This window comes from Mesorhizobium sp. B2-4-15 (genome assembly GCF_006658505.1).
In the GTDB taxonomy this organism is placed as follows: domain Bacteria; phylum Pseudomonadota; class Alphaproteobacteria; order Rhizobiales; family Rhizobiaceae; genus Mesorhizobium.
The window spans coordinates 320540-338427 of the sequence record NZ_VFUZ01000003.1 but is presented as its reverse complement, the minus strand read 5'-3'; the positions used below and the strand labels follow the sequence as shown (position 1 = coordinate 338427).

Annotated in this window: 16 protein-coding genes; 12 read left to right on the top strand and 4 right to left on the bottom strand. The window is 63.0% G+C overall.

Annotated features, from left to right (window positions below; all coding sequences use genetic code 11):
- Positions 1-26: 26 nt before the first annotated feature.
- The 3 genes from FJ930_RS05865 to FJ930_RS05855 all read right to left on the bottom strand — a co-directional run bounded on the left by FJ930_RS05865 (position 27) and on the right by FJ930_RS05855 (position 3959).
- Positions 27-1022: an ABC transporter substrate-binding protein gene (locus FJ930_RS05865; protein WP_140744939.1), complete on the bottom strand. Its 996-nt coding sequence runs from the start codon at positions 1020-1022 to the stop codon at positions 27-29.
- A 338-nt stretch (positions 1023-1360) separates the two neighbouring features.
- Entirely contained in the window at positions 1361-2359 is a 999-nt protein-coding gene (locus tag FJ930_RS05860) for an aldo/keto reductase (RefSeq protein ID WP_141835813.1), read from the bottom strand.
- A gap of 94 nt (positions 2360-2453) precedes the next feature.
- Positions 2454-3959, bottom strand: a complete 1506-nt coding sequence (locus tag FJ930_RS05855; protein WP_141835811.1) for an altronate dehydratase family protein — start codon at positions 3957-3959, stop codon at positions 2454-2456.
- Between the two features lie 252 nt (positions 3960-4211).
- On the opposite strand from FJ930_RS05855, the gene FJ930_RS05850 reads away from it, so the two are divergent.
- The 6 genes from FJ930_RS05850 (at position 4212) to gndA (ending at position 10159) form a co-directional block, all read left to right on the top strand.
- On the top strand, positions 4212-5111 hold the full coding sequence (locus FJ930_RS05850) for a GntR family transcriptional regulator (protein WP_140744936.1): 900 nt from the start codon (positions 4212-4214) through the stop codon (positions 5109-5111).
- A 118-nt stretch (positions 5112-5229) separates the two neighbouring features.
- Positions 5230-5586 (top strand): DUF2946 family protein, encoded by a 357-nt coding sequence (locus FJ930_RS05845; RefSeq protein ID WP_141835809.1) that lies wholly within the window; start codon positions 5230-5232, stop codon positions 5584-5586.
- A 101-nt stretch (positions 5587-5687) separates the two neighbouring features.
- Positions 5688-6224 (top strand): copper chaperone PCu(A)C, encoded by a 537-nt coding sequence (locus FJ930_RS05840; RefSeq protein ID WP_141835806.1) that lies wholly within the window; start codon positions 5688-5690, stop codon positions 6222-6224.
- A 38-nt stretch (positions 6225-6262) separates the two neighbouring features.
- On the top strand, positions 6263-6781 hold the full coding sequence (locus FJ930_RS05835) for a YcnI family protein (RefSeq protein WP_141835803.1): 519 nt from the start codon (positions 6263-6265) through the stop codon (positions 6779-6781).
- A 77-nt stretch (positions 6782-6858) separates the two neighbouring features.
- A complete protein-coding gene (locus FJ930_RS05830) occupies positions 6859-8466 on the top strand; it encodes a copper resistance CopC/CopD family protein (RefSeq protein ID WP_246676812.1) in 1608 nt (535 codons plus the stop codon).
- A 265-nt stretch (positions 8467-8731) separates the two neighbouring features.
- Positions 8732-10159 (top strand): NADP-dependent phosphogluconate dehydrogenase, encoded by a 1428-nt coding sequence (gene gndA / locus FJ930_RS05825; RefSeq protein WP_141835799.1) that lies wholly within the window; start codon positions 8732-8734, stop codon positions 10157-10159.
- Positions 10160-10171: 12 nt separating this feature from the next.
- Here the strand turns inward: gndA and FJ930_RS05820 are convergent, their stop codons facing one another.
- Positions 10172-11215 (bottom strand): LacI family transcriptional regulator, encoded by a 1044-nt coding sequence (locus FJ930_RS05820; protein WP_141835796.1) that lies wholly within the window; start codon positions 11213-11215, stop codon positions 10172-10174.
- Positions 11216-11623: 408 nt separating this feature from the next.
- Here FJ930_RS05820 and FJ930_RS05815 point away from each other — a divergent pair, with 408 nt between their 5' ends.
- The 6 genes from FJ930_RS05815 (at position 11624) to FJ930_RS05790 (ending at position 17853) form a co-directional block, all read left to right on the top strand.
- A complete protein-coding gene (locus tag FJ930_RS05815) occupies positions 11624-12880 on the top strand; it encodes an ABC transporter substrate-binding protein (RefSeq protein WP_141835793.1) in 1257 nt (418 codons plus the stop codon).
- A gap of 95 nt (positions 12881-12975) precedes the next feature.
- Entirely contained in the window at positions 12976-13872 is an 897-nt protein-coding gene (locus tag FJ930_RS05810) for a sugar ABC transporter permease (protein ID WP_141835790.1), read from the top strand.
- On the top strand, positions 13869-14798 hold the full coding sequence (locus FJ930_RS05805) for a carbohydrate ABC transporter permease (protein WP_141835787.1): 930 nt from the start codon (positions 13869-13871) through the stop codon (positions 14796-14798). The genes FJ930_RS05810 and FJ930_RS05805 overlap by 4 nt, the downstream gene beginning before the upstream one ends.
- The gene (locus FJ930_RS05800; protein WP_181763284.1) at positions 14798-15898 is read left to right on the top strand and encodes an ABC transporter ATP-binding protein; all 1101 of its coding nucleotides are present in this window, start codon (positions 14798-14800) and stop codon (positions 15896-15898) included. Before FJ930_RS05805 ends, FJ930_RS05800 begins: the two co-directional genes overlap by 1 nt.
- 52 nt (positions 15899-15950) lie before the next feature.
- Positions 15951-16697, top strand: a complete 747-nt coding sequence (locus tag FJ930_RS05795; protein WP_141835784.1) for a sugar phosphate isomerase/epimerase — start codon at positions 15951-15953, stop codon at positions 16695-16697.
- A 10-nt stretch (positions 16698-16707) separates the two neighbouring features.
- A complete protein-coding gene (locus FJ930_RS05790; RefSeq protein ID WP_141835781.1) occupies positions 16708-17853 on the top strand; it encodes a Gfo/Idh/MocA family oxidoreductase in 1146 nt (381 codons plus the stop codon).
- Positions 17854-17888: the final 35 nt, after the last annotated feature.

The following is a 17888-nucleotide window of genomic DNA, read 5'->3' as shown; positions in this document are numbered from 1 at the left end:
CGGAAACCATGTTTCCGTGCTGATGCTCAGTTGAGCTTCGGGTTGAGCAGCGCGTCGATCTTCGGTTCCTTCATGTTGGCCTTGGTGACCAGATTGGCGCCGGTGTCGACATTGGCCTCGACCTTCTCGCCCTTGGACGCGGCGAGCGCGGTCTTGATGCCGTCATAGCCCATCCGGTAGGGATCCTGGACGACGAGGCCGGAAATGACGCCGTCATTCAGGAACTTGATCAGCTTCTCGTCGCTGTCGAAACCGATCAGCGCGACCTTGCCGGCAAGCTTGTTCTCGGCGACCGCCTGGCCGACGCCCTGCGCCATGATTAGGTTGGACGCGAAGATGCCCTTCAGGTCCGGATTGGCGGTGATCAGGTCGGTCGCGATGTTGAGGCCGGTGGTGGCCTGGCCGTCGGCATATTTGTCAGCAATGAGTTCAAGGCCGGGGTACTTGGCCTTGAGCTCTTCCTTGAAGCCCTGGGCGCGCTGCTCGAGCGAGCCGGCGCCGGGAAGCGCGGTGATCAGGGCAACCTTGCCCTCGACCTTGCCGCCATTGGCCGCGCCGATGGCCGCTGCAAGACCGTCCGCCGCGACGCGGCCGCCCTGCACATTGTCGGTGGTGAGGAACGAGGTGAAGGCCTTGGAGTCGGCGCTGGAATCGATGCCGATGATCTTGACCTTGGCGGCGGCTTCGTCGATCGGCTTGCCGAGCGCCTTGGCTTCCGTCGGCGCGATGACGACGGCGGCAGGGTTGCCGGCGACGGCGTTCTCGAGGATGGAGATCTGGCCGTTGACGTCGGTTTCAGCCTGGGCGCCGAGTTCCGGCACGTTGACGCCGAGATCCTTGCCGGCCTTGCGCGCGCCGGCCAGAACGATCTGCCAATAGAAGGACGTGGTGTCCTTGACGATGATCGGAATGGTGGCGTCCGCCGCCGAAACCGGCGACGAATGCATGACGCCGGCGAGCATCGACGCTGCTGCCAGGGCCATGACGGCGCGGCGGTTGAGAATGCTGGTCACGAATTTCATAGGTTCCTCCCTAAGTCGCCCGGTGAACGTTACGGAAGCTCCGTTCGGATAGGCGCGGCCCCAAACAGAACTTTATCAATAAAAAACAGTTACGCTGTTTTGATAGTGCATCGACCTGGCCGATGCAAGCGGTGTTTCGCGTCCACCCTCCCATGGCAGGCGGAGACACATTCACACGCCGCTCCTTCCCCGACGCGGCAAACGCTCCCGTTCCGTTCTGTAAAGTATGGAATGTTAATTCCATGCTTTAGTCAATATGGAATATTCATTCTTTTTTATTGGAGATCGCGGATTTGTAAAGTGGAACCCCATCAAGGCGCATCAGCGTGGTGCCGGTTTCAGGCCAGCTTCTGTACCACCGTATAGGGACGATATTTGGCGTATTCCGTCTCCGGCACGTCGATATCGAGCAGTTCGAGGTTGCGTGTCAGGTTCGCCAGCTTGGCGGTGCCGGTCAGGACGGTGGCGACCGTTGGCTCGTGCAGGGGAAACTGGAACGCGGCAGCGGCCAGCGGATAACCGCCCTCGTCGGCGATCCTCTCCATGGCGTCCACACGGTCGAGCACATCGCGGCTGGCGGGCTGGTAATCGAAATGCGCGCCTTGCACCGGTCCCGTCGCCAATATGCCGGAATTGAAGACACCGCCTATGACCAGCGACGTCTGTTGCGCCCGGCACAGCGGCAGCAGGTCGGCTTCCGCGCTGCGGTCGAGCAAGGAGTAACGGCTGGCGAGCAGGATGCAGTCGAGCGGCGCCCGGCGCATCACGTCGAGGCAGATCTGGACCTCGTTGACGCCGAGCCCATAGGCGGAAATGGTGCCGGCCCCCTTAAGCTCCTCGAGTGCCTTGAGCCCGCCATCCATCAACTGGCGAAAGTGCAGCTTGGTCTTCTCGACACCATGCGTGTAGACGCCGATGTCATGTACGTAGAGGATGTCTATTCTGTTCAGGCCGAGCCGCGCGTAGCTGAAGTCGACCGACCGCATGATGCCGTCATAGGAATAGTCATAGTCTAGCGCAAAGGGCAGGGGATCGACATAGGAGTGGTCGGGAACCTGGTCTTCAGGGACCGGGCGGAACAGGCGGCCGACCTTGGTGGACAAGATATAGGAATCGCGCGGCTTGTAGCGCAGGAAATCGCCGAAGCGCCGTTCCGACAGGCCGAAACCGTAGAAGGGCGCGGTGTCGAAATAGCGCAGGCCCGCCTCCCAGGCGCCTTGCAGCGTCTCCATCGCCGCCTCGCGCGAACAGGCGCGGTAGAGGCCGCCGATCGCGGCGCCACCGAAGCTGATCTCGGTGACCTCGAGCGGCGTCCGGCCAATGCGGCGTTTTTCCATGCACAACCTCCTCCATTGCGCGGAACCAAGATACCATCCACGGCAATTCCGGGAAAAGTTCGTCGCCGTTCCGGAATTGCGCGAATGCAAAGAGCTAGAGAGTCGCGCCGAGGTGCCAGGGCACGAACTCGTTGTCGCCGTAGCCAAAATCCTCACTCTTGGTCTTTCGGCCGGAAGCCGTCTCGACGATCAGTTCGAAGATCTCGCGGCCCATGCCGGCGATGGTCTTTTCGCCCGAGGCGATGACGCCGCAATTGACGTCCATGTCCTCTTCCATCTGGTGATACATGGTCGAGTTGGTGGCGACCTTGATCGACGGTGTCGGCCGGCAGCCGAAGCAGGAACCGCGGCCGGTGGTGAAGACGATTACATTGGCGCCGCCCGCGACCTGGCCGGTGGCCGAGACCGGGTCGTAGCCGGGCGTGTCCATGAACACCAGTCCGTTGCCGGTGACCTTCTCGGCATAGCCGAACACGCCGTTGAGCGGCGTCTGGCCGCCCTTGGCGACCGCGCCCAGCGATTTTTCCAGGATCGTGGTGAGGCCGCCGCGCTTGTTGCCGGGCGAGGGGTTGTTGTCGATCGAGGCGCCGTGCTTGGCGACGTGGTCTTCCCACCATTTCACGTAGCCATCGAGCTTCTTGGCGATTTCGGGCGTCGCCGCGCGATAGGCCAGCAGATGCTCGGCGCCGTAGATTTCCGTCGTCTCGGAGAGGATGCCGATGCCGCCGACGCCGGCGAGGATGTCGACAGCCGCGCCCAGCGCCGGATTGGCCGTGATGCCCGACATGCCGTCGGAGCCGCCGCACTGCAGGCCGACGACGATCTCGCTGACCGGGATCGGTTCGCGCTTCAACTGGCCGACTTCCTCTGCGATCTCGGCCAGCACGCCCATCGCCTTTTCCACCGATTTGCGCGACCCGCCGGCATCCTGGATGTTGAAGTGGCGCTTGCCGGCGGCGGCGCCTTTCTGGCCGTAGAGGGTCAGCTGATTGACCTCGCAGCCGAGACCGACCATCAGCACGCCACCGAAATTCGGGTGGCGGGCATAACCCGCAAGCGTGCGGTGCAGCACCATCATGCCGTCGCCCGTGCCGCTCATGCCGCAGCCCTGGCCGTGGACGATGGGCACGAAGCCGTCGATGCCGGGATATTTCGGCAGCAGGGTCCGGTTGGCCGTGTCGGCGATGGAATGGCAGACGGTGGCCGAGCAATTGACGCTGGCGATGATGCCGATGAAGTTGCGCGTGCCGGCGCGGCCGTCGGCGCGGCGGTAACCCATGAAGGTGCGGGCGCGGTCGGCCTCGGTCGCGTGCTCGGCCTCGCTCGGCGGCACCACCGGCAGACGGCCGGCCTCGAAAGTCAGATTGTGCGAGTGGACATGTTCGCCGGGCGCGATGTCTATCGTGGCGCGCCCGATCGCCTGGGCGTATTTGACCACCGCCGAGCCGGCGGGAATGGGCTTGATCGCCACCTTGTGGCCAGGCTCGATGACGGCGGCGGCAAGCGCGCCGCCCGGCAGCGCGGTGCCGATCTCGATGCGGCCATTGGCAACGGCGACATTGTCGGCGGGGGACAGAAGGATGGTGTTCGAGACGTTCACGGGCGGCTTCCTGGGTGATCCTGGGATGCGCGGATTGACACGCGCCTGTTAAGAGCTAATGTCTTTTATCGTGAAAAAACAGTTTTGCGTCAATTGTTTTTTCGCAAGCAGTTCCGCGTACCCCGCGTAGGTGGTGGCGCTGCAAACAATGAACCGACCCCAGCGAAAGCAATTCCGCTTTTCAGGGTCATGGGAACGTCATATTGCGCTTCAAGCCGGCCGCCGCAAGCGCCGGCATCGATGGGTCAGGGGATGTCGAAGAGCAACAACGTCTACAAGGACGCCTACAACCGCTGCCTCAGGCTGCTTGACGAGACACGCAGCCTGCCGTCGGAACCGGAACTTGGCGCACTGCTCGGCGTCAGCCGCACGACCGTGCGCAGCATCCTTTCGCGCATGGAGGAAACCGGGCTGATCGCCTGGAACAAGCGCGCCAAGACGGTGCTGCGCGACCCGCGTCCCGATGATTTCTTCCCCGAGGAAGAGACTGACACGCTGGCCGAGATCATCGAGCGGTCCTTCATGCGGCGGCTGCTCGCCGATGGCGCCGAGGCCGGCATGCAGATCAACGAGCTCGAACTGGCGCGCGAGATCGGCGTCGGCACCACCAGCGTGCGCGAGTTCCTGATCCGCTTCTCCCGCTTCGGCCTAATCGAGAAGCGCCGCAACAGCCATTGGGTGCTGAAAGGTTTTACACGAGCCTTCGCGCTCGAACTGACCGAGATCCGCGAGATGTTCGAGCTGCGCTCGGCGGCGGCCTTCGCCGCCCTGCCGCAGGATAGCCCTGTCTGGGCCGATCTCGACCGCCTGGAGGACGAACATCGCCAACTGGCAGGTGAGATCGCCACGCGCTTCAACGCGTTTTCGGAGCTGGACGAGCGCTTCCATCGGCTCATCCATCGTGCCTCGCACAACCGCTTCATCGTCGATTTCTACGATGTCATCGCCATGATCTTCCATTACCACTACCAGTGGAACAAGGCGCAGGAGCGCGAGCGCAACGAAGTCGCGGTCGGCGAGCATCTTGCCTATATCGAGGCGCTCAAATCGCGCGACCTCGGCAAGGTCGACGCCGCCTGCCGCAAGCACCTGAAGTCGGCACGTCAGACATTGCTGACGTCGATCCCGGAAAGCCGGCCGCAAAAATCCTGATCGCGCCGCGTTGCCGCAGCATCGAATTGGCGATTTTCCACTCGGCGGCCCCGTGATAGGTATCTTCCAGTCGCTTGAAGAGGCAAATCTTTTGAACAGCCGGGGGAAACGGTGGAGCATGCCGGTCGCGCTTGTCGCGGCCTATCTGCTGCTACTCCAGTCGACGCTCGGTGCGTTTGCCTTCGCCGCCGGCCCGAATGCCGCGCAGCTCGACGCTTTCGGCAACGTCATCTGCACCCACAATGGCGCCACCCAGCTTCCTGGTGGTGACGAGCACCCGTCCCATCTGCCGGCCTGCTGCACGCTCGGCTGCGGCATGTTTTCATCGGCCTTCGCGCCGCCGCCCGATGCCGGGCTGGCCCTGGCCAGCCTTTCCTTTGAAACGGTTGCCTTCGTCTTCCCGGCGAGCATTCATCTCGACTTCGCGCGCGAGCGCTCGCCGTCCAATCCGCGCGCGCCGCCGCTGGCAGCCTGAGCCTGCTTGCCCCGGCGGAATTTTTCGCGGGCGTACCCATCCAAAGATCCAAAACGGTTCGCGACCGGCAACGGCGCGATCATCACTTCATGGAGCAAACCATGTCCTATTCTTCCCCCGTAGCGGCGGGCTTTATGTTCGGCCGCGTTCTGTCCCGCTTCCGGGAGCGTCTCGGCCTAGCCGCGCTGGCCTTTGCCCTGCTGTTCGTCGGCGCCCAGTCGGTGCTCGCGCATGAGTTCAAGGCCGGCGATCTCGAGATCGAGCACCCGTGGTCGCGCGCCACGCCGGCCGGCGCGAAGGTGGCCGGCGGCTATTTCACCGTCGTCAACAAGGGCGGTACACCGGACCGGCTGCTGTCGATTTCCTCCGATATTTCGGAAAAAGCCGAGCTGCATGAGATGGGCGTCAAGGACGGCGTCATGACCATGCGGCCGGTTTCCGGCGGCCTGGAGATCCCCGCGGGCGGCAAGGTAGCTCTCGCGCCTGGCGGTTATCACCTGATGTTCATCGGCCTGAAGCGGCAACCCAAGCAAGGCGAAAAATTTGCCGCCACGCTGACCTTCGAGAAGGCCGGCGCGGTCAACGTCGAGTTCGCTGTCGAAGGCATGGGCGAGATGGGCGGCATGGATCACGACTAACGCCGTATCCGCAAAATTTGAAAATCCGAGGGACCATCATGAACAAATATCTTTTGGCAGCCGGCACGCTTCTCGTGCTGGGGACAAATGCCGCTTCCGCGCACATCACGCTCGAAGCCCAGGAAGCGGCGGTCGGCTCGACCTACAAGGCAGTGCTGCGCGTGCCGCATGGTTGCGACGGCAAGGCCACGACCGCCGTGCGGGTGCAGATCCCGGAAGGGGTGATCGCCGTGAAGCCGATGCCGAAGCCGGGCTGGACGCTGCAGACCAAGAAGGGCAAGTATGAAAACTCCTACCAGCTGTATGGTCAGGCGGTGACCGACGGGGTCAAGGAAGTCGATTGGAGCGGCGGCAGCCTGCCGGATGAATTCTACGACGAGTTCGTCTTCCGCGCGACGCTGACGGCGGATCTGCCTGTCGGCCAGAAACTCTATTTCCCGGTGGTGCAGGAATGTGGCGATGCCGCCGAGCGTTGGATCGAGATTCCGGCGGCAGGGCAAGATGAAGACGCGCTGGAGAATCCGGCGCCCGGCATCAAGCTGACACCGAAGAAATAGGTTTTCTCCCTGGCGCGCTCTGCTTGCCAGAACGCGCCGCATTTACATGGCACGGCATGACGGCGATATCTTCTCGGATGGCCGGTACCACAACCAAGCTCGTCGGCTGGATTGCCGGCGGGCTGCTGGCCATTGCGTTCATCGTCATGGCCTCTACAAGTCAGGCCTTTGCCCATGCCGCATTGATCAAGACCGACCCGGCCGACGGTGCCGTGCTGGCGCAGGCTCCGGCGCGGTTCTCGCTGACTTTCAGCGAACCGGTTTCGCCGCTGGTGCTGACGCTGGTGAAACCTGACGGCACGCCGGTGCCGCTGACATCCTTCCGTCTCAGCGACCAGACGGTCGAGATCGACAATTCGCGGGCGCTGAAGTCCGGCACACATGTGCTGAGCTGGCGCGTCATATCCGCCGACGGGCATCCGGTCGGCGGCTCGCTCTTGTTTTCCATCGGCGCGCCAAGCGAACCACCTGTCGTGTCCGAGGCTGTCGACTGGCCGCAGCGATCGGCGATCTGGATTGGCAAGGTGTTTCTCTACATCGGCCTTTTCCTCGGCGTCGGCGGCGCCTTCGCCCTTGCCTGGCTGGCCGGCGATGATCGCGCCGGTCAGCGCTTTGTCACGGCCGCGATTCTTTGCGGGCTGGTGGCGGCACCCCTGTCGCTGGGGTTCCAAGGGCTGGATGCGCTGGGGGCGCCGCTCTCCCATCTGGCGCAGCCGGTGATCTGGCGTACCGGGCTCGGCACCAGCTTCGGCTGGACGGTGCTGATCGCCCTGATCGCGCTGGGGCTCGGCCTGCTCTCGCTGGGCGGACCGCGAGCGGCAGCCAGACCATTGGCGCTTGCCGGTCTGGCTGGCCTCGGCATCGCGCTCGTCGCCAGCGGCCATGCCAGTGCGGCCGAGCCGCAATGGCTGACGCGACCATTGGTGTTCGTCCATGACGCCGGGATTGCCTTCTGGGCCGGCGCCCTGGTGCCGCTCGGCCTTGCGCTGAAGCGTCAAACGGTCGGCGCCGTTGCGTTCCTGCGCCGCTTCTCATGGACGATCCTGCCTGTCGTGGCCGTGCTTGCCGCGGCTGGCGTCGTCCTCGCCATTATTCAGGTACAGACGCCCCCGGCGCTGATCGGCACCGCCTATGGCCGGCTGCTGCTGGTCAAGCTCGCATTGCTGGTCTTCCTGTTCACGCTTGCCGCCGTCAATCGCTGGAAACTCACCGCTTCGGCCGAGGCAGGCTCAACGGAGGTGCAACGCAGGCTCACCCGTTCGATCGGCGTCGAATTGCTGATCGTGCTGGCGATCTTCGGCGTTGCCGCGGGCTGGCGCTTCACGCCGCCGCCACGGGCCTTGGCGATCGCGGCGGCACAGCCGGTTTCAATCCACATCCATGCGCTGCAGGCAATGGCCGATCTCTCCATCACGCCGGGTCATGCGGGGCCGGTCGCCGCCTCGATGATCATCATGACTGGCGATTTCGGGCCGCTCGACGCCAGGGAAGTGACGCTGGTGCTGTCGAAACCCGATTCCGGTATCGAACCGCTGAAGCGCGCGGCGACCAAACCCGGCGACGGCAGCTGGCGTGTCGACAAGCTCGTCATTCCGGTGCCCGGCCGCTGGACGGTTCGCCTCGACATCCTGGTCTCGGATTTCGAGATGGTGAAGATCGAAGCGCCGGTGGACATCAGGCCGTGATGGTCTTTTGTTTTGCGCAATTGCGGACGGAACCCGTAAACACTTCTCCTGGAATTGCTCCATATGGCCGTCTGCGAGGCGGTTCCCAATCCTTCGGCAACGCATCTTGCTGGCAAACACAAATCGGCGAGGCGGTTGACGGCGGCCTGAAGGCCCGTCAATCATCCCGAGAAGAACGGGCATCCTGAGAAGAACGGGCATCCCGGCAAGAATGGGTATCGCCCGCAAATCGCTCAACAGACGATCCGGAAGCAGGGAAGAAACGATGGAAAAAGCCGAAATCGGCCTGATCGGCCTTGGCACGATGGGTTCCAACCTGGCGCTCAACATTGCCGAGCATGGGCACCGCATCGCCGTCTTCAACCGTACCAAGGCACGCACGGATGCCTTCGTCGAGAGTGCCGGTGCGCTCAGGGATATGGTCGTTCCCTGCTACAGCCTGGAGGAACTCGCCGCGGCGATCCGGCCGCCGCGCCCGATCATCATCATGGTGCTGGCCGGCAAGCCGGTCGACGAACAAATCGAAGCCTTGCGCGGTGTGCTGTCCAACAATGACATCATCATCGATGCCGGCAATGCCAATTTCCGCGACACGATGCGGCGCTTTTCCGAGCTGTCCGGCTCTGGCCTCACCTTCATCGGCATGGGCGTGTCCGGCGGTGAGGAGGGTGCGCGCCACGGACCGTCGATCATGGTCGGCGGGACGGAGGACTCCTGGAAGCGTGTCGAGAAAGTGCTGACCGCCATCTCCGCCAAGTTCAAGGACGAGCCCTGCGCCGCTTGGCTCGGCACCGACGGCGCCGGGCATTTCGTCAAGACCATCCATAACGGCATCGAATATGCCGACATGCAGATGATCGCCGAAATCTACGGCGTCCTGCGAGACGGCGTGGGCATGGGGCCGAAGGACATCAGCACGGTGTTCGCCAACTGGAACAAGGGCCGGCTCAATTCCTACCTGATCGAGATCACCGCCAAGGTGCTGGCCGCCGACGATCCGAAGACCGGCAAGCCGGTGGTCGACATCATCCTCGACCGCGCTGGCCAGAAGGGCACCGGCAAATGGTCTGTCATCGAGGCGCAGCAACTTGGCATTCCAGCGACCGCGATCGAGGCGGCGGTGGCGGCGCGCGTTCTGTCGTCGCTCAAGGACGAGCGGCTGGCGGCCGAAAAGGCCTATGGCGATATCGGCGTGACGAAGATTTCCGGCGACAAGGACGCGCTGCTGAAAGACCTCGAACTGGCGCTGTTCGCCGGCAAGATCGCCGCCTATGCGCAAGGCTTCGCGGTGATGAGCGGCGCCTCGAAGGAATTCAACTGGAACCTGCCGATGCCGACCATCGCCAAGATCTGGCGCGCCGGCTGCATCATCCGCTCGCAGATGCTGGACACGATGGCCGAGGCTTTCGGCAGCGGCGGCGCTTCGACCAACCTTTTGATGGCGCCGGCCTTCATCACCATGATGCGGGAGGCGCATCCGTCGCTGCGGCGCGTGGTGGCGCGGGCCTCGGAGGCCGGTTCGCCAGTGCCGGCGCTGTCTTCCGCACTTGCCTATTTCGACAGCTACCGCCAGGGCCGCGGCACTTCCAACCTGATCCAGGCGCAGCGCGATTTCTTCGGCGCGCATGGCTTCGAGCGCATCGGCGAGCAGGGCGCCTTCCATGGACCGTGGGGCAGCGGCGCTGCCGGCTAGACCAGAGCCTGGCTAACCGCCATAGGAAACAACCCCCTTCGGCTCGCTCAGGCTCTGCAGCGAGCCGGGTGCCGCGCCGCCGATCCAGCCGAGCACCGAGCGGGCAAGCTCCGAACCGGCTAGCCGGAAGTCTTCGTTGACGACCAGCAATTCATGCCGGAACAGGTGCAGCAGCTCCGACGACTGCTTCGATACCACATCGACGTCGCGGCCGAGCTTCAGCCCGGCATCCTCGATGCCGGCGACGATGGCAAGTGTCGCGGCGGCGGCACTGCTGACGATGCCGTCCGGCCTGATATCGCGCCGCATCAACTGCGCGGTCCGCATCCTGATCTGCTCGATCGAGTGGTCGATCGAGACGGTGCTGAACGGCACTTCCAAGGCGCCGACCTCGCTCAGCGCGTCGGCAAAACCGTTCACCGTGTGGCGGTGATAGGTCAGACCGACCGGAGGCGCCACCAGAGCGAGCCGACGCCGGCCCATGCCGGCGAGATGGCGCACCGCCTCGGTCGCGAAGGCGTAATTGTCGAAATCATGATAGGGGTGCACGAGCCCCATGTCAGTGCGGCCGTGCGTTGCGAAGGGGATGCCGTGCTCCAGCAAGTAGCGGGCCCTTGGATCGTTTGGCTGCGTGCGTGAAATGATGACGCCGTCGGCGGAGCCCGTCTCCACGAGATAGCGCACCGGGTCAAGCGGATCCTGCAAGCGTGAGTAGGGCGTGACGATCAGATGGTATGGCGTATCGGCGATGACTTCCGTGACGCCATAGATGATGTCAGAGACGAAGCTCATCAGCTCATGTTCGGTGTTGAGCACAAGGCTGATGACGTTGGTCTTGCCGGTGCGCAGGCGCACTCCGGCGCGGTTTGGGCGATAGCCGATCTGCTTGGCCACGAGCTGCACGCGACGCCTCGTCTCGGCGCCAATCTCGGGAGCGTCCTTCAACGCCCGCGAGACGGTGGTGACGCCAAGCCCGGTCATGAAGGCAAGCGTCTTCAGCGTCGGCCGCCTCTGCGCCGACGTATCATCGTTCTTGTTCGTGCGCCGTCTGTTCATTCATCCCGCCCGTGAGCCGCATAGCAGCCGCACACCGGGTCGGCAATCGCCGCGATTAGCAGCGCGGCATGGCTTCAGGCCCGGTGAGGGTGCCAATATACTGAAACGTTACAGATTGCCAATCTCGTTCGCCGATAGGCGTATTTGGAGGTGAACGCTCGAACCTGAATTCCCTTGGGAATCCAAGGCAAAGCGTCACCCCTTGTAAGCCTGTGCAGACCCTCGTGGGTAATTTGGCTGTTTTGCACTGCAATAGCTCATATTGCGACGCACAGTAGCTCGATGGCTGGTCCCATTTTATTCGTGGCCCGAAAAAATGTCCGACGGGCTTCATGCCTGGGGTTGCGTCACTAGCGCAATTGCCTTATCGAAAATCTGTAACGTTTCAGATTCTGGGAGGAAACCGAAATGCGATACAAAGTCCTGACCGCTGCGTTCGCGGCGACGATGGCGTTCGATTTTGCCGGGGCCGCGGCCGCGGCCAACCTGGAAGTAATTCACTGGTGGACGTCGAAGGGCGAGTCGGCGGCGGTCTCGCAGTTCGCAAAGGCCTTCGACAATGACGGCCACGGCGACAAGTGGGTGGACAGCGCCATTGCTCTGGGCGAAACGGCCCGCTCGACCGTCATGCAGCGCGTGCTCGGCGGCGACCCGCCCGGTGCGGCTCAGTTCAATCCCGGCCGGCAGTATGAGGAACTGATTTCAGGCGGCAAGCTGCTCGACCTCACCGATGTCGCGACCGCCGGGAAATGGGACGAGGTCATTCGCCCGAAAGCGATCGGCAGCGCCTGTCTCGTGAACGGCCACTGGTGGTGCGTCCCGGTCAACATCCACTCGAATTATTGGGCCTGGTACTCCAAGCCGGTATTCGCGAAAACGGGCGTGCCGGAGCCGAAGAACATGGCTGATTTCATCGCGGCCGCGCCGAAGATCAAGGAGGCAGGCTTCATTCCGTTCGCGATCGGCGGCGACGGCAATGGCTGGCAAATCCAGCTGCTGTTCCAGGACATGGTTACCGAGGCTCTCGGTGTCGCCAAGCGCGACGAGATGTATACCAAGAAAAGTGCCGAAATTGCCGGCGGTCCCGAGATGAAAGGCGTGTTCACGCAGCTGAGGGCGCTGAAGCAGTTCACCGACAACGGCTACGCCAACCGCAACTGGAACGACACCACCAACTTGCTGATCACCGGCAAGGCCGGACTTCAAGTGATGGGCGACTGGGCGCGCGGCGAATTCGCGGCCGCCGGCATGACCGGTGTCAAGGATTTCGGCTGCATGATCGGCCTGAACGAGGACAAGCCGGTTGTCAGCACCGACGGCGACATCATCGTGTTCTTCAAGCAGGGCAATGCTGATGTCGAGGCGGCGCAGAAGCGACTTGCGGTCCTGCTCATCAGCCCGGAGGTCCAGGTCGCGTTCAACAATGCCAAGGGTTCCATGCCCGTGCGCGGCGACGTCGACATGTCGACGGCCGATCCGTGCATGCAGAAGGCGCTGAAAGCAGTGGAAGATCCGGCCAAGATCGTCACCGCGACCAACAGGTTCATCACCGAGAACACCAACCAGCAGCTCAATGAGCTCGTCGCGCAGTTCTTCGCCGACGACTCCATGACGGCGGATGACGCCACGGCGAAGTTCGCCACCATCATCGGCAATTCCGACTAGGAACCGACCGGCACCTGGAGGCGCCGCCCCGGGGTGACGCCTCCATTCTTGCCCTGGCCTGCCCAGGGTCCTGGTGAGGTGGAGAAGAACGGACGATGCAGAAGAGCTGGAGGCAGAGATTTCACCTGCCCGCGGTGATCGGGACGATACCGATGATTCTCGTCGCCGTGGGCGTGTTCGTGATCGGCATCGGCTTCTCGGTGCTGTGGTCCTTCACCAGTTCCAAGCTCTTCCCGACCTATGATTTTGTCGGCCTGGCGCAGTACAGGCGCCTTTGGGCCGATAACCGCTGGCTCGTCTCGGTCAACAACATCTGGTTCTTCGGCCTGATGTCGATCACCTGCAACATGGTGTTCGGCTATTTGCTCGCCGTTTTCATGGACCAGCGCATCCGCCAGGAAGACCTGTTCCGCTCGATCTTCCTCTATCCCTTTGCCATGTCGCTGATCGTCACCGGACTTGTGTGGCAATGGGTGCTCGACCCCAATCTCGGCCTGCAGGAGACGATGCGCAATCTGGGCTGGTCGAGCTTCAGCTTCGCCCCCCTCGTCGATGCCAATACGGCGATCTACGCGTTGGTCGTGGCGGGCATCTGGCAGGGCTCGGGCGTGACGATGGCGATCCTGCTTGCAGGCCTGCGCGGCGTCGACGAGGAGATCTGGAAGGCGGCGAGAGTGGACGGTATTCCGACGTGGCGCACGCATGTGTCCATTGTAGCACCAATGATGAAGGGTGCGTTCGCGACCGCCTTCGTTCTCCAGTCCGTCGGCGTGGTGCGCGTCTACGACCTGGTCATCGCGATGACCGGTGGCGGTCCCGGCATCGCGACATCCATGCCGGCCGTCTATGTCATCCAGCTCATCACCGTGCGCCAGAATGTCGGCCAGGGCATGGCTGCGGCAACGATGATGCTGCTGCCGGTGCTGATCGTTCTGGCTTTAGCCGGACTTGTGCTGTGGCGGCGCAACCGAGTGCAGGAAGCGGGCGTATGAGCGCCGTGCAAACCACGGCAAGCCGGCCGATGCAAGAAGCGCCGGATCAGGCCACGCCCTTCGGGCCGAAGCCGCGACGGATATCGGCCGGCCGCATCGGCATCTACGCTTTCCTGATCGTCGCGGCGCTCTTCTTCCTCATTCCGGTCTACATCATGGTCGTCACTTCACTGAAGGGGATGCCCGAGATCAGGCTGGGGCATCTTTTCAACCTTCCAGGCGACCCGACCTTTCAGCCCTGGGCCGATGCCTGGCTTCACGCCTGCACCGGCCGTGACTGCAACGGCCTCAGTCCAGGTTTCTACAATTCGCTGAAGATCACTGTCCCGAGCGTCGTCATCTCGATCATATGCGCCTCGATCAACGGCTACGCGCTGACCTTCTGGCCATACAAGGGCGCCAACCTGCTGTTCGGCTTGCTCGTGTTCGGCGCCTTCGTGCCGTATCAGGTCGTGATCTACCCGCTGATCATCGGACTGAGCTCGGTCGGGCTGTTCGCGACCCTGCCCGGCATCATCATCGTGCACACGATCTTCGGAATGCCCATCCTGACGCTGCTGTTCCGCAATTTCTATGCGGCAATGCCGGTCGAGCTGTTCAAGGCGGCGCGCGTCGACGGCGCCGGCTTCTGGCGCATCTTCATCTACATCATGCTGCCAATGTCGGTGCCGATCACGGTCGTCGCCGTCATCCTGCAGGTGACCGGTATCTGGAACGACTTCCTGTTCGGCATCGTGTTTGCCGGGCGCTCCAACTGGCCGATGACGGTGCAGCTCAACAACATCGTCAACACCACGACCGGTGTGCGGGAGTACAATGTCAATATGGCGGCCACCATTCTGACAGCGGCGGTGCCGCTCGTCATCTACTTCGTCTCCGGCAGATGGTTTGTGCGCGGCATTGCCGCCGGCGCGGTGAAAGGGTGATGGCGATGGCGGCAAACGGCACCAGCGTTTCGATCCAGGACCTGTCGCTGAACTTCGGCGCGGTTTCCGTGCTGCAGACGCTCAATCTCGATGTCGCCGAAGGCGAGTTCATCGTGCTGCTCGGCCCCTCCGGCTGCGGCAAGTCGACCCTGCTCAATTGCATCGCCGGTCTGCTCGACATCTCGGAAGGCAGCATCTTCATCAAGGGCAAGAACGTCACCTGGGAAGAGCCCAAGGACCGAGGCATCGGCATGGTGTTCCAGTCCTATGCGCTCTATCCTCAGATGACGGTGGAGAAGAACCTGTCCTTCGGCCTGCGCGTCGCCGGCGTACCCAAGGACGAGATCGCCAAGCGCATCGCGCGCGCGGCCGAGATCCTGCAGATCGAGCCGTTGCTGCAACGCAAGCCGGCGGCGCTCTCCGGCGGGCAGCGCCAGCGCGTCGCGATCGGGCGGGCGCTGGTGCGTGATGTCGATGTCTTCCTGTTCGATGAGCCGTTGTCCAATCTCGACGCCAAGCTGCGCTCGGAACTGCGCGTAGAGATCAAGCTGCTGCACCGCAAGCTGCAGAACACCATGATCTACGTCACCCACGACCAGATCGAGGCGATGACGCTGGCCGACCGCATCGCTGTCATGAAGGGCGGCGTCATCCAGCAGCTCGATGCGCCACAGACCATATACAACCGCCCGGTCAACCGTTTTGTCGCCGGGTTCCTCGGCTCGCCGGCGATGAATTTTATCGAGGGCAGGCTGGAGAAGGACGATAGCGGCTGGCAGTTCGCCGCCGAGGATGTTCGTATCCCGCTTTCGACCTATGCCTTTGAGACGGAACCGGTGCCAGGTCCGACGGTATTCGGCATCCGGCCGGAGCATGTCGCCTTGAACAGCGGCTCCGGCTGGCCATTCACCGCCACAGCGACTGTCGAGGTGGTCGAGCCTATGGGCTCCGACACACTGGTTTGGCTGAAGCTCGGCAAGCAGAATTTCACGGTGCGGGTCACGGCCGAGCGCACGCCGCACAATGGCGAGGCTGTCAGCATTGGCTTTGATCCGATGCGCGCTTCGCTTTTCGACGCCGCTGCCGGCAGCCGCATCTAGCTCCCGAGAATCACCACCTGAAACGATCCCCCAAGCAGAACGGACAGAGACGATGAACTGGTCATTCCAACTTTACAGCGCCCGCAATTTCCAGCCCTGGGAAGGCGTGCTCGCCACACTCGGCAAGCTCGGCTACACCGAGGTCGAAGGTTTCGGCGGCGTCTATGAAAATCCCAAGGCCTTCCGCGCCGAGCTCGACAAGAACGGCCTTTCCATGCCGACCGGCCATTTTTCCATCGACGCGCTGGAGAAGGATTTCGATGGCGTGCGCAGGATCGCCGAAGCGCTCGGCATCAAGCTTTTGATCTGTCCCTATCTGATGGCCGAGGACAGGCCGTCCGACGCCGCCGGCTGGCGCGGTTTCGGCGAGCGCCTGGCAAAGGTCGGCGAGGTGGCTTCGAAGGCCGGTTACGGCTTTGCCTGGCACAACCATGATTTCGAGTTCAAGGCGCTCGCCGACGGCTCGGTGCCGCAGGACCATATTCTATCCTCCGCGCCCGACATCGGATGGGAGATGGACGTTGCCTGGATTATACGCGGCGGAGCCGACCCGCTGCCCTGGATCGAAAAGCATGGCAAGCGCATCGTCGCCGTCCACGTCAAGGACATGGCGAAACCGGGCGAAGGGCTGGATGAGGATGGCTGGTCGGATGTCGGCCACGGCACGATCGACTGGGCCGGCCTGATCAAGGTGCTGCGGGCCAAGAGCGCGGCAAGATACTTTATCATGGAACAGGACAACCCCAACGACATCGAGCGCTTCGCCCGCCGCTCGATCGCATCCGTCAAGACCTATTAGGACAATCACCATGGCAAAGAAACTGGGTATCGGCGTCATCGGCTGCGGCAACATCTCGAAGGCGTATTTTTCGCTGGCGCCGCTGTTTCGCGGCATCGAGATGCGCGCCTGCGCCGACATCAACATGGACGCGGCCAAGGCGCGGGCGAAGGAGTTCAGGCTGCGCGCCGAGACCGTTGAGGACCTGCTCAAGGCCGATGACATCGACATCATCGTCAACCTGACGATACCTGCGGTGCACTATGAGGTGTCGAAGCAGGTGCTCGATGCCGGCAAGCACGTCTATTCCGAAAAGCCCTTCGTGCTGTCGCTCAAGGAGGGCCAGGACCTCAAGGCACGGGCCGGTAAAAAGGGGCTGCGCATCGGCTCGGCGCCGGACACGTTCCTCGGCGGCGCGCATCAGCTGGTGCGCGAGCTGATCGACGAGGGGAAGCTCGGCAACATCACCAGCGGCACCTGCCATGTCATGGGCCACGGCATGGAGCACTGGCACCCGAATCCCGACTTCTTCTTCCAGCCAGGCGCGGGGCCGGTGCTCGATATCGGGCCGTACTATATCACCAATCTGATCCAGCTGATCGGCCCGGTGAAGCAGGTGGCGGCCTTTGCGACGACCCCTGCCAAGGAACGGACGATTTCATCGAAACCGCGCGCGGGTGAAAAAATCCCGGTCAACACGCCGACCACAATCCATGGATTGCTGGAATTCGAGAATGGCGCCGTGGTGACGCTGAACACCAGCTGGGACGTCTGGGCTCACGGCCACGCGCCGATGGAACTCTATGGCGAGGCGGGCACGGTATTCGTGCCGGATCCGAACTTCTTCGGCGGCGACGTGCGCTTCACCGAAGAGGGCAAGCCGGTCAAGAAATTGCCGAAGTGGAAGCATCCGCTTGGCGTGCCGAATGAAATGCACGGCCACGGCATGATGGCCAATTACCGCACCGTGGGCCTCGCCGACATGGCGCTGGCGATCGTCGAAGGACGGCCGCACCGCTGTTCGATGGAACTGGCGCTGCATGCCGTCGATGTCATGACCGGCATATTGCGCTCGGGCGAAAGCGGGAAATTCGTCGCCATGCAGACGAGTTGCGAGCGTCCGGCCGCACTCGGCGTGAAGGAGGCGAAGGAACTGCTGGCCAAGAAGAAAAAATAGGCGGCGGAGATTATCGATAATTTGGCTGCCCCTCT

Coding starts and splice junctions, on each gene's coding strand:
- FJ930_RS05845 (WP_141835809.1), top strand. CDS start 5,230: ATGCCGGTCGCGCTTGTCGCGGCCTATCTGCTGCTACTCCAGTCGACG.
- FJ930_RS05810 (WP_141835790.1), top strand. CDS start 12,976: ATGCAGAAGAGCTGGAGGCAGAGATTTCACCTGCCCGCGGTGATCGGG.
- FJ930_RS05800 (WP_181763284.1), top strand. CDS start 14,798: ATGGCGATGGCGGCAAACGGCACCAGCGTTTCGATCCAGGACCTGTCG.
- FJ930_RS05830 (WP_246676812.1), top strand. CDS start 6,859: ATGGCCGGTACCACAACCAAGCTCGTCGGCTGGATTGCCGGCGGGCTG.
- FJ930_RS05790 (WP_141835781.1), top strand. CDS start 16,708: ATGGCAAAGAAACTGGGTATCGGCGTCATCGGCTGCGGCAACATCTCG.
- FJ930_RS05835 (WP_141835803.1), top strand. CDS start 6,263: ATGAACAAATATCTTTTGGCAGCCGGCACGCTTCTCGTGCTGGGGACA.
- FJ930_RS05805 (WP_141835787.1), top strand. CDS start 13,869: ATGAGCGCCGTGCAAACCACGGCAAGCCGGCCGATGCAAGAAGCGCCG.
- FJ930_RS05860 (WP_141835813.1), bottom strand. CDS start 2,359: ATGGAAAAACGCCGCATTGGCCGGACGCCGCTCGAGGTCACCGAGATC.
- FJ930_RS05815 (WP_141835793.1), top strand. CDS start 11,624: ATGCGATACAAAGTCCTGACCGCTGCGTTCGCGGCGACGATGGCGTTC.
- FJ930_RS05795 (WP_141835784.1), top strand. CDS start 15,951: ATGAACTGGTCATTCCAACTTTACAGCGCCCGCAATTTCCAGCCCTGG.
- FJ930_RS05865 (WP_140744939.1), bottom strand. CDS start 1,022: ATGAAATTCGTGACCAGCATTCTCAACCGCCGCGCCGTCATGGCCCTG.
- FJ930_RS05850 (WP_140744936.1), top strand. CDS start 4,212: ATGTCGAAGAGCAACAACGTCTACAAGGACGCCTACAACCGCTGCCTC.
- gndA (WP_141835799.1), top strand. CDS start 8,732: ATGGAAAAAGCCGAAATCGGCCTGATCGGCCTTGGCACGATGGGTTCC.
- FJ930_RS05840 (WP_141835806.1), top strand. CDS start 5,688: ATGTCCTATTCTTCCCCCGTAGCGGCGGGCTTTATGTTCGGCCGCGTT.
- FJ930_RS05820 (WP_141835796.1), bottom strand. CDS start 11,215: ATGAACAGACGGCGCACGAACAAGAACGATGATACGTCGGCGCAGAGG.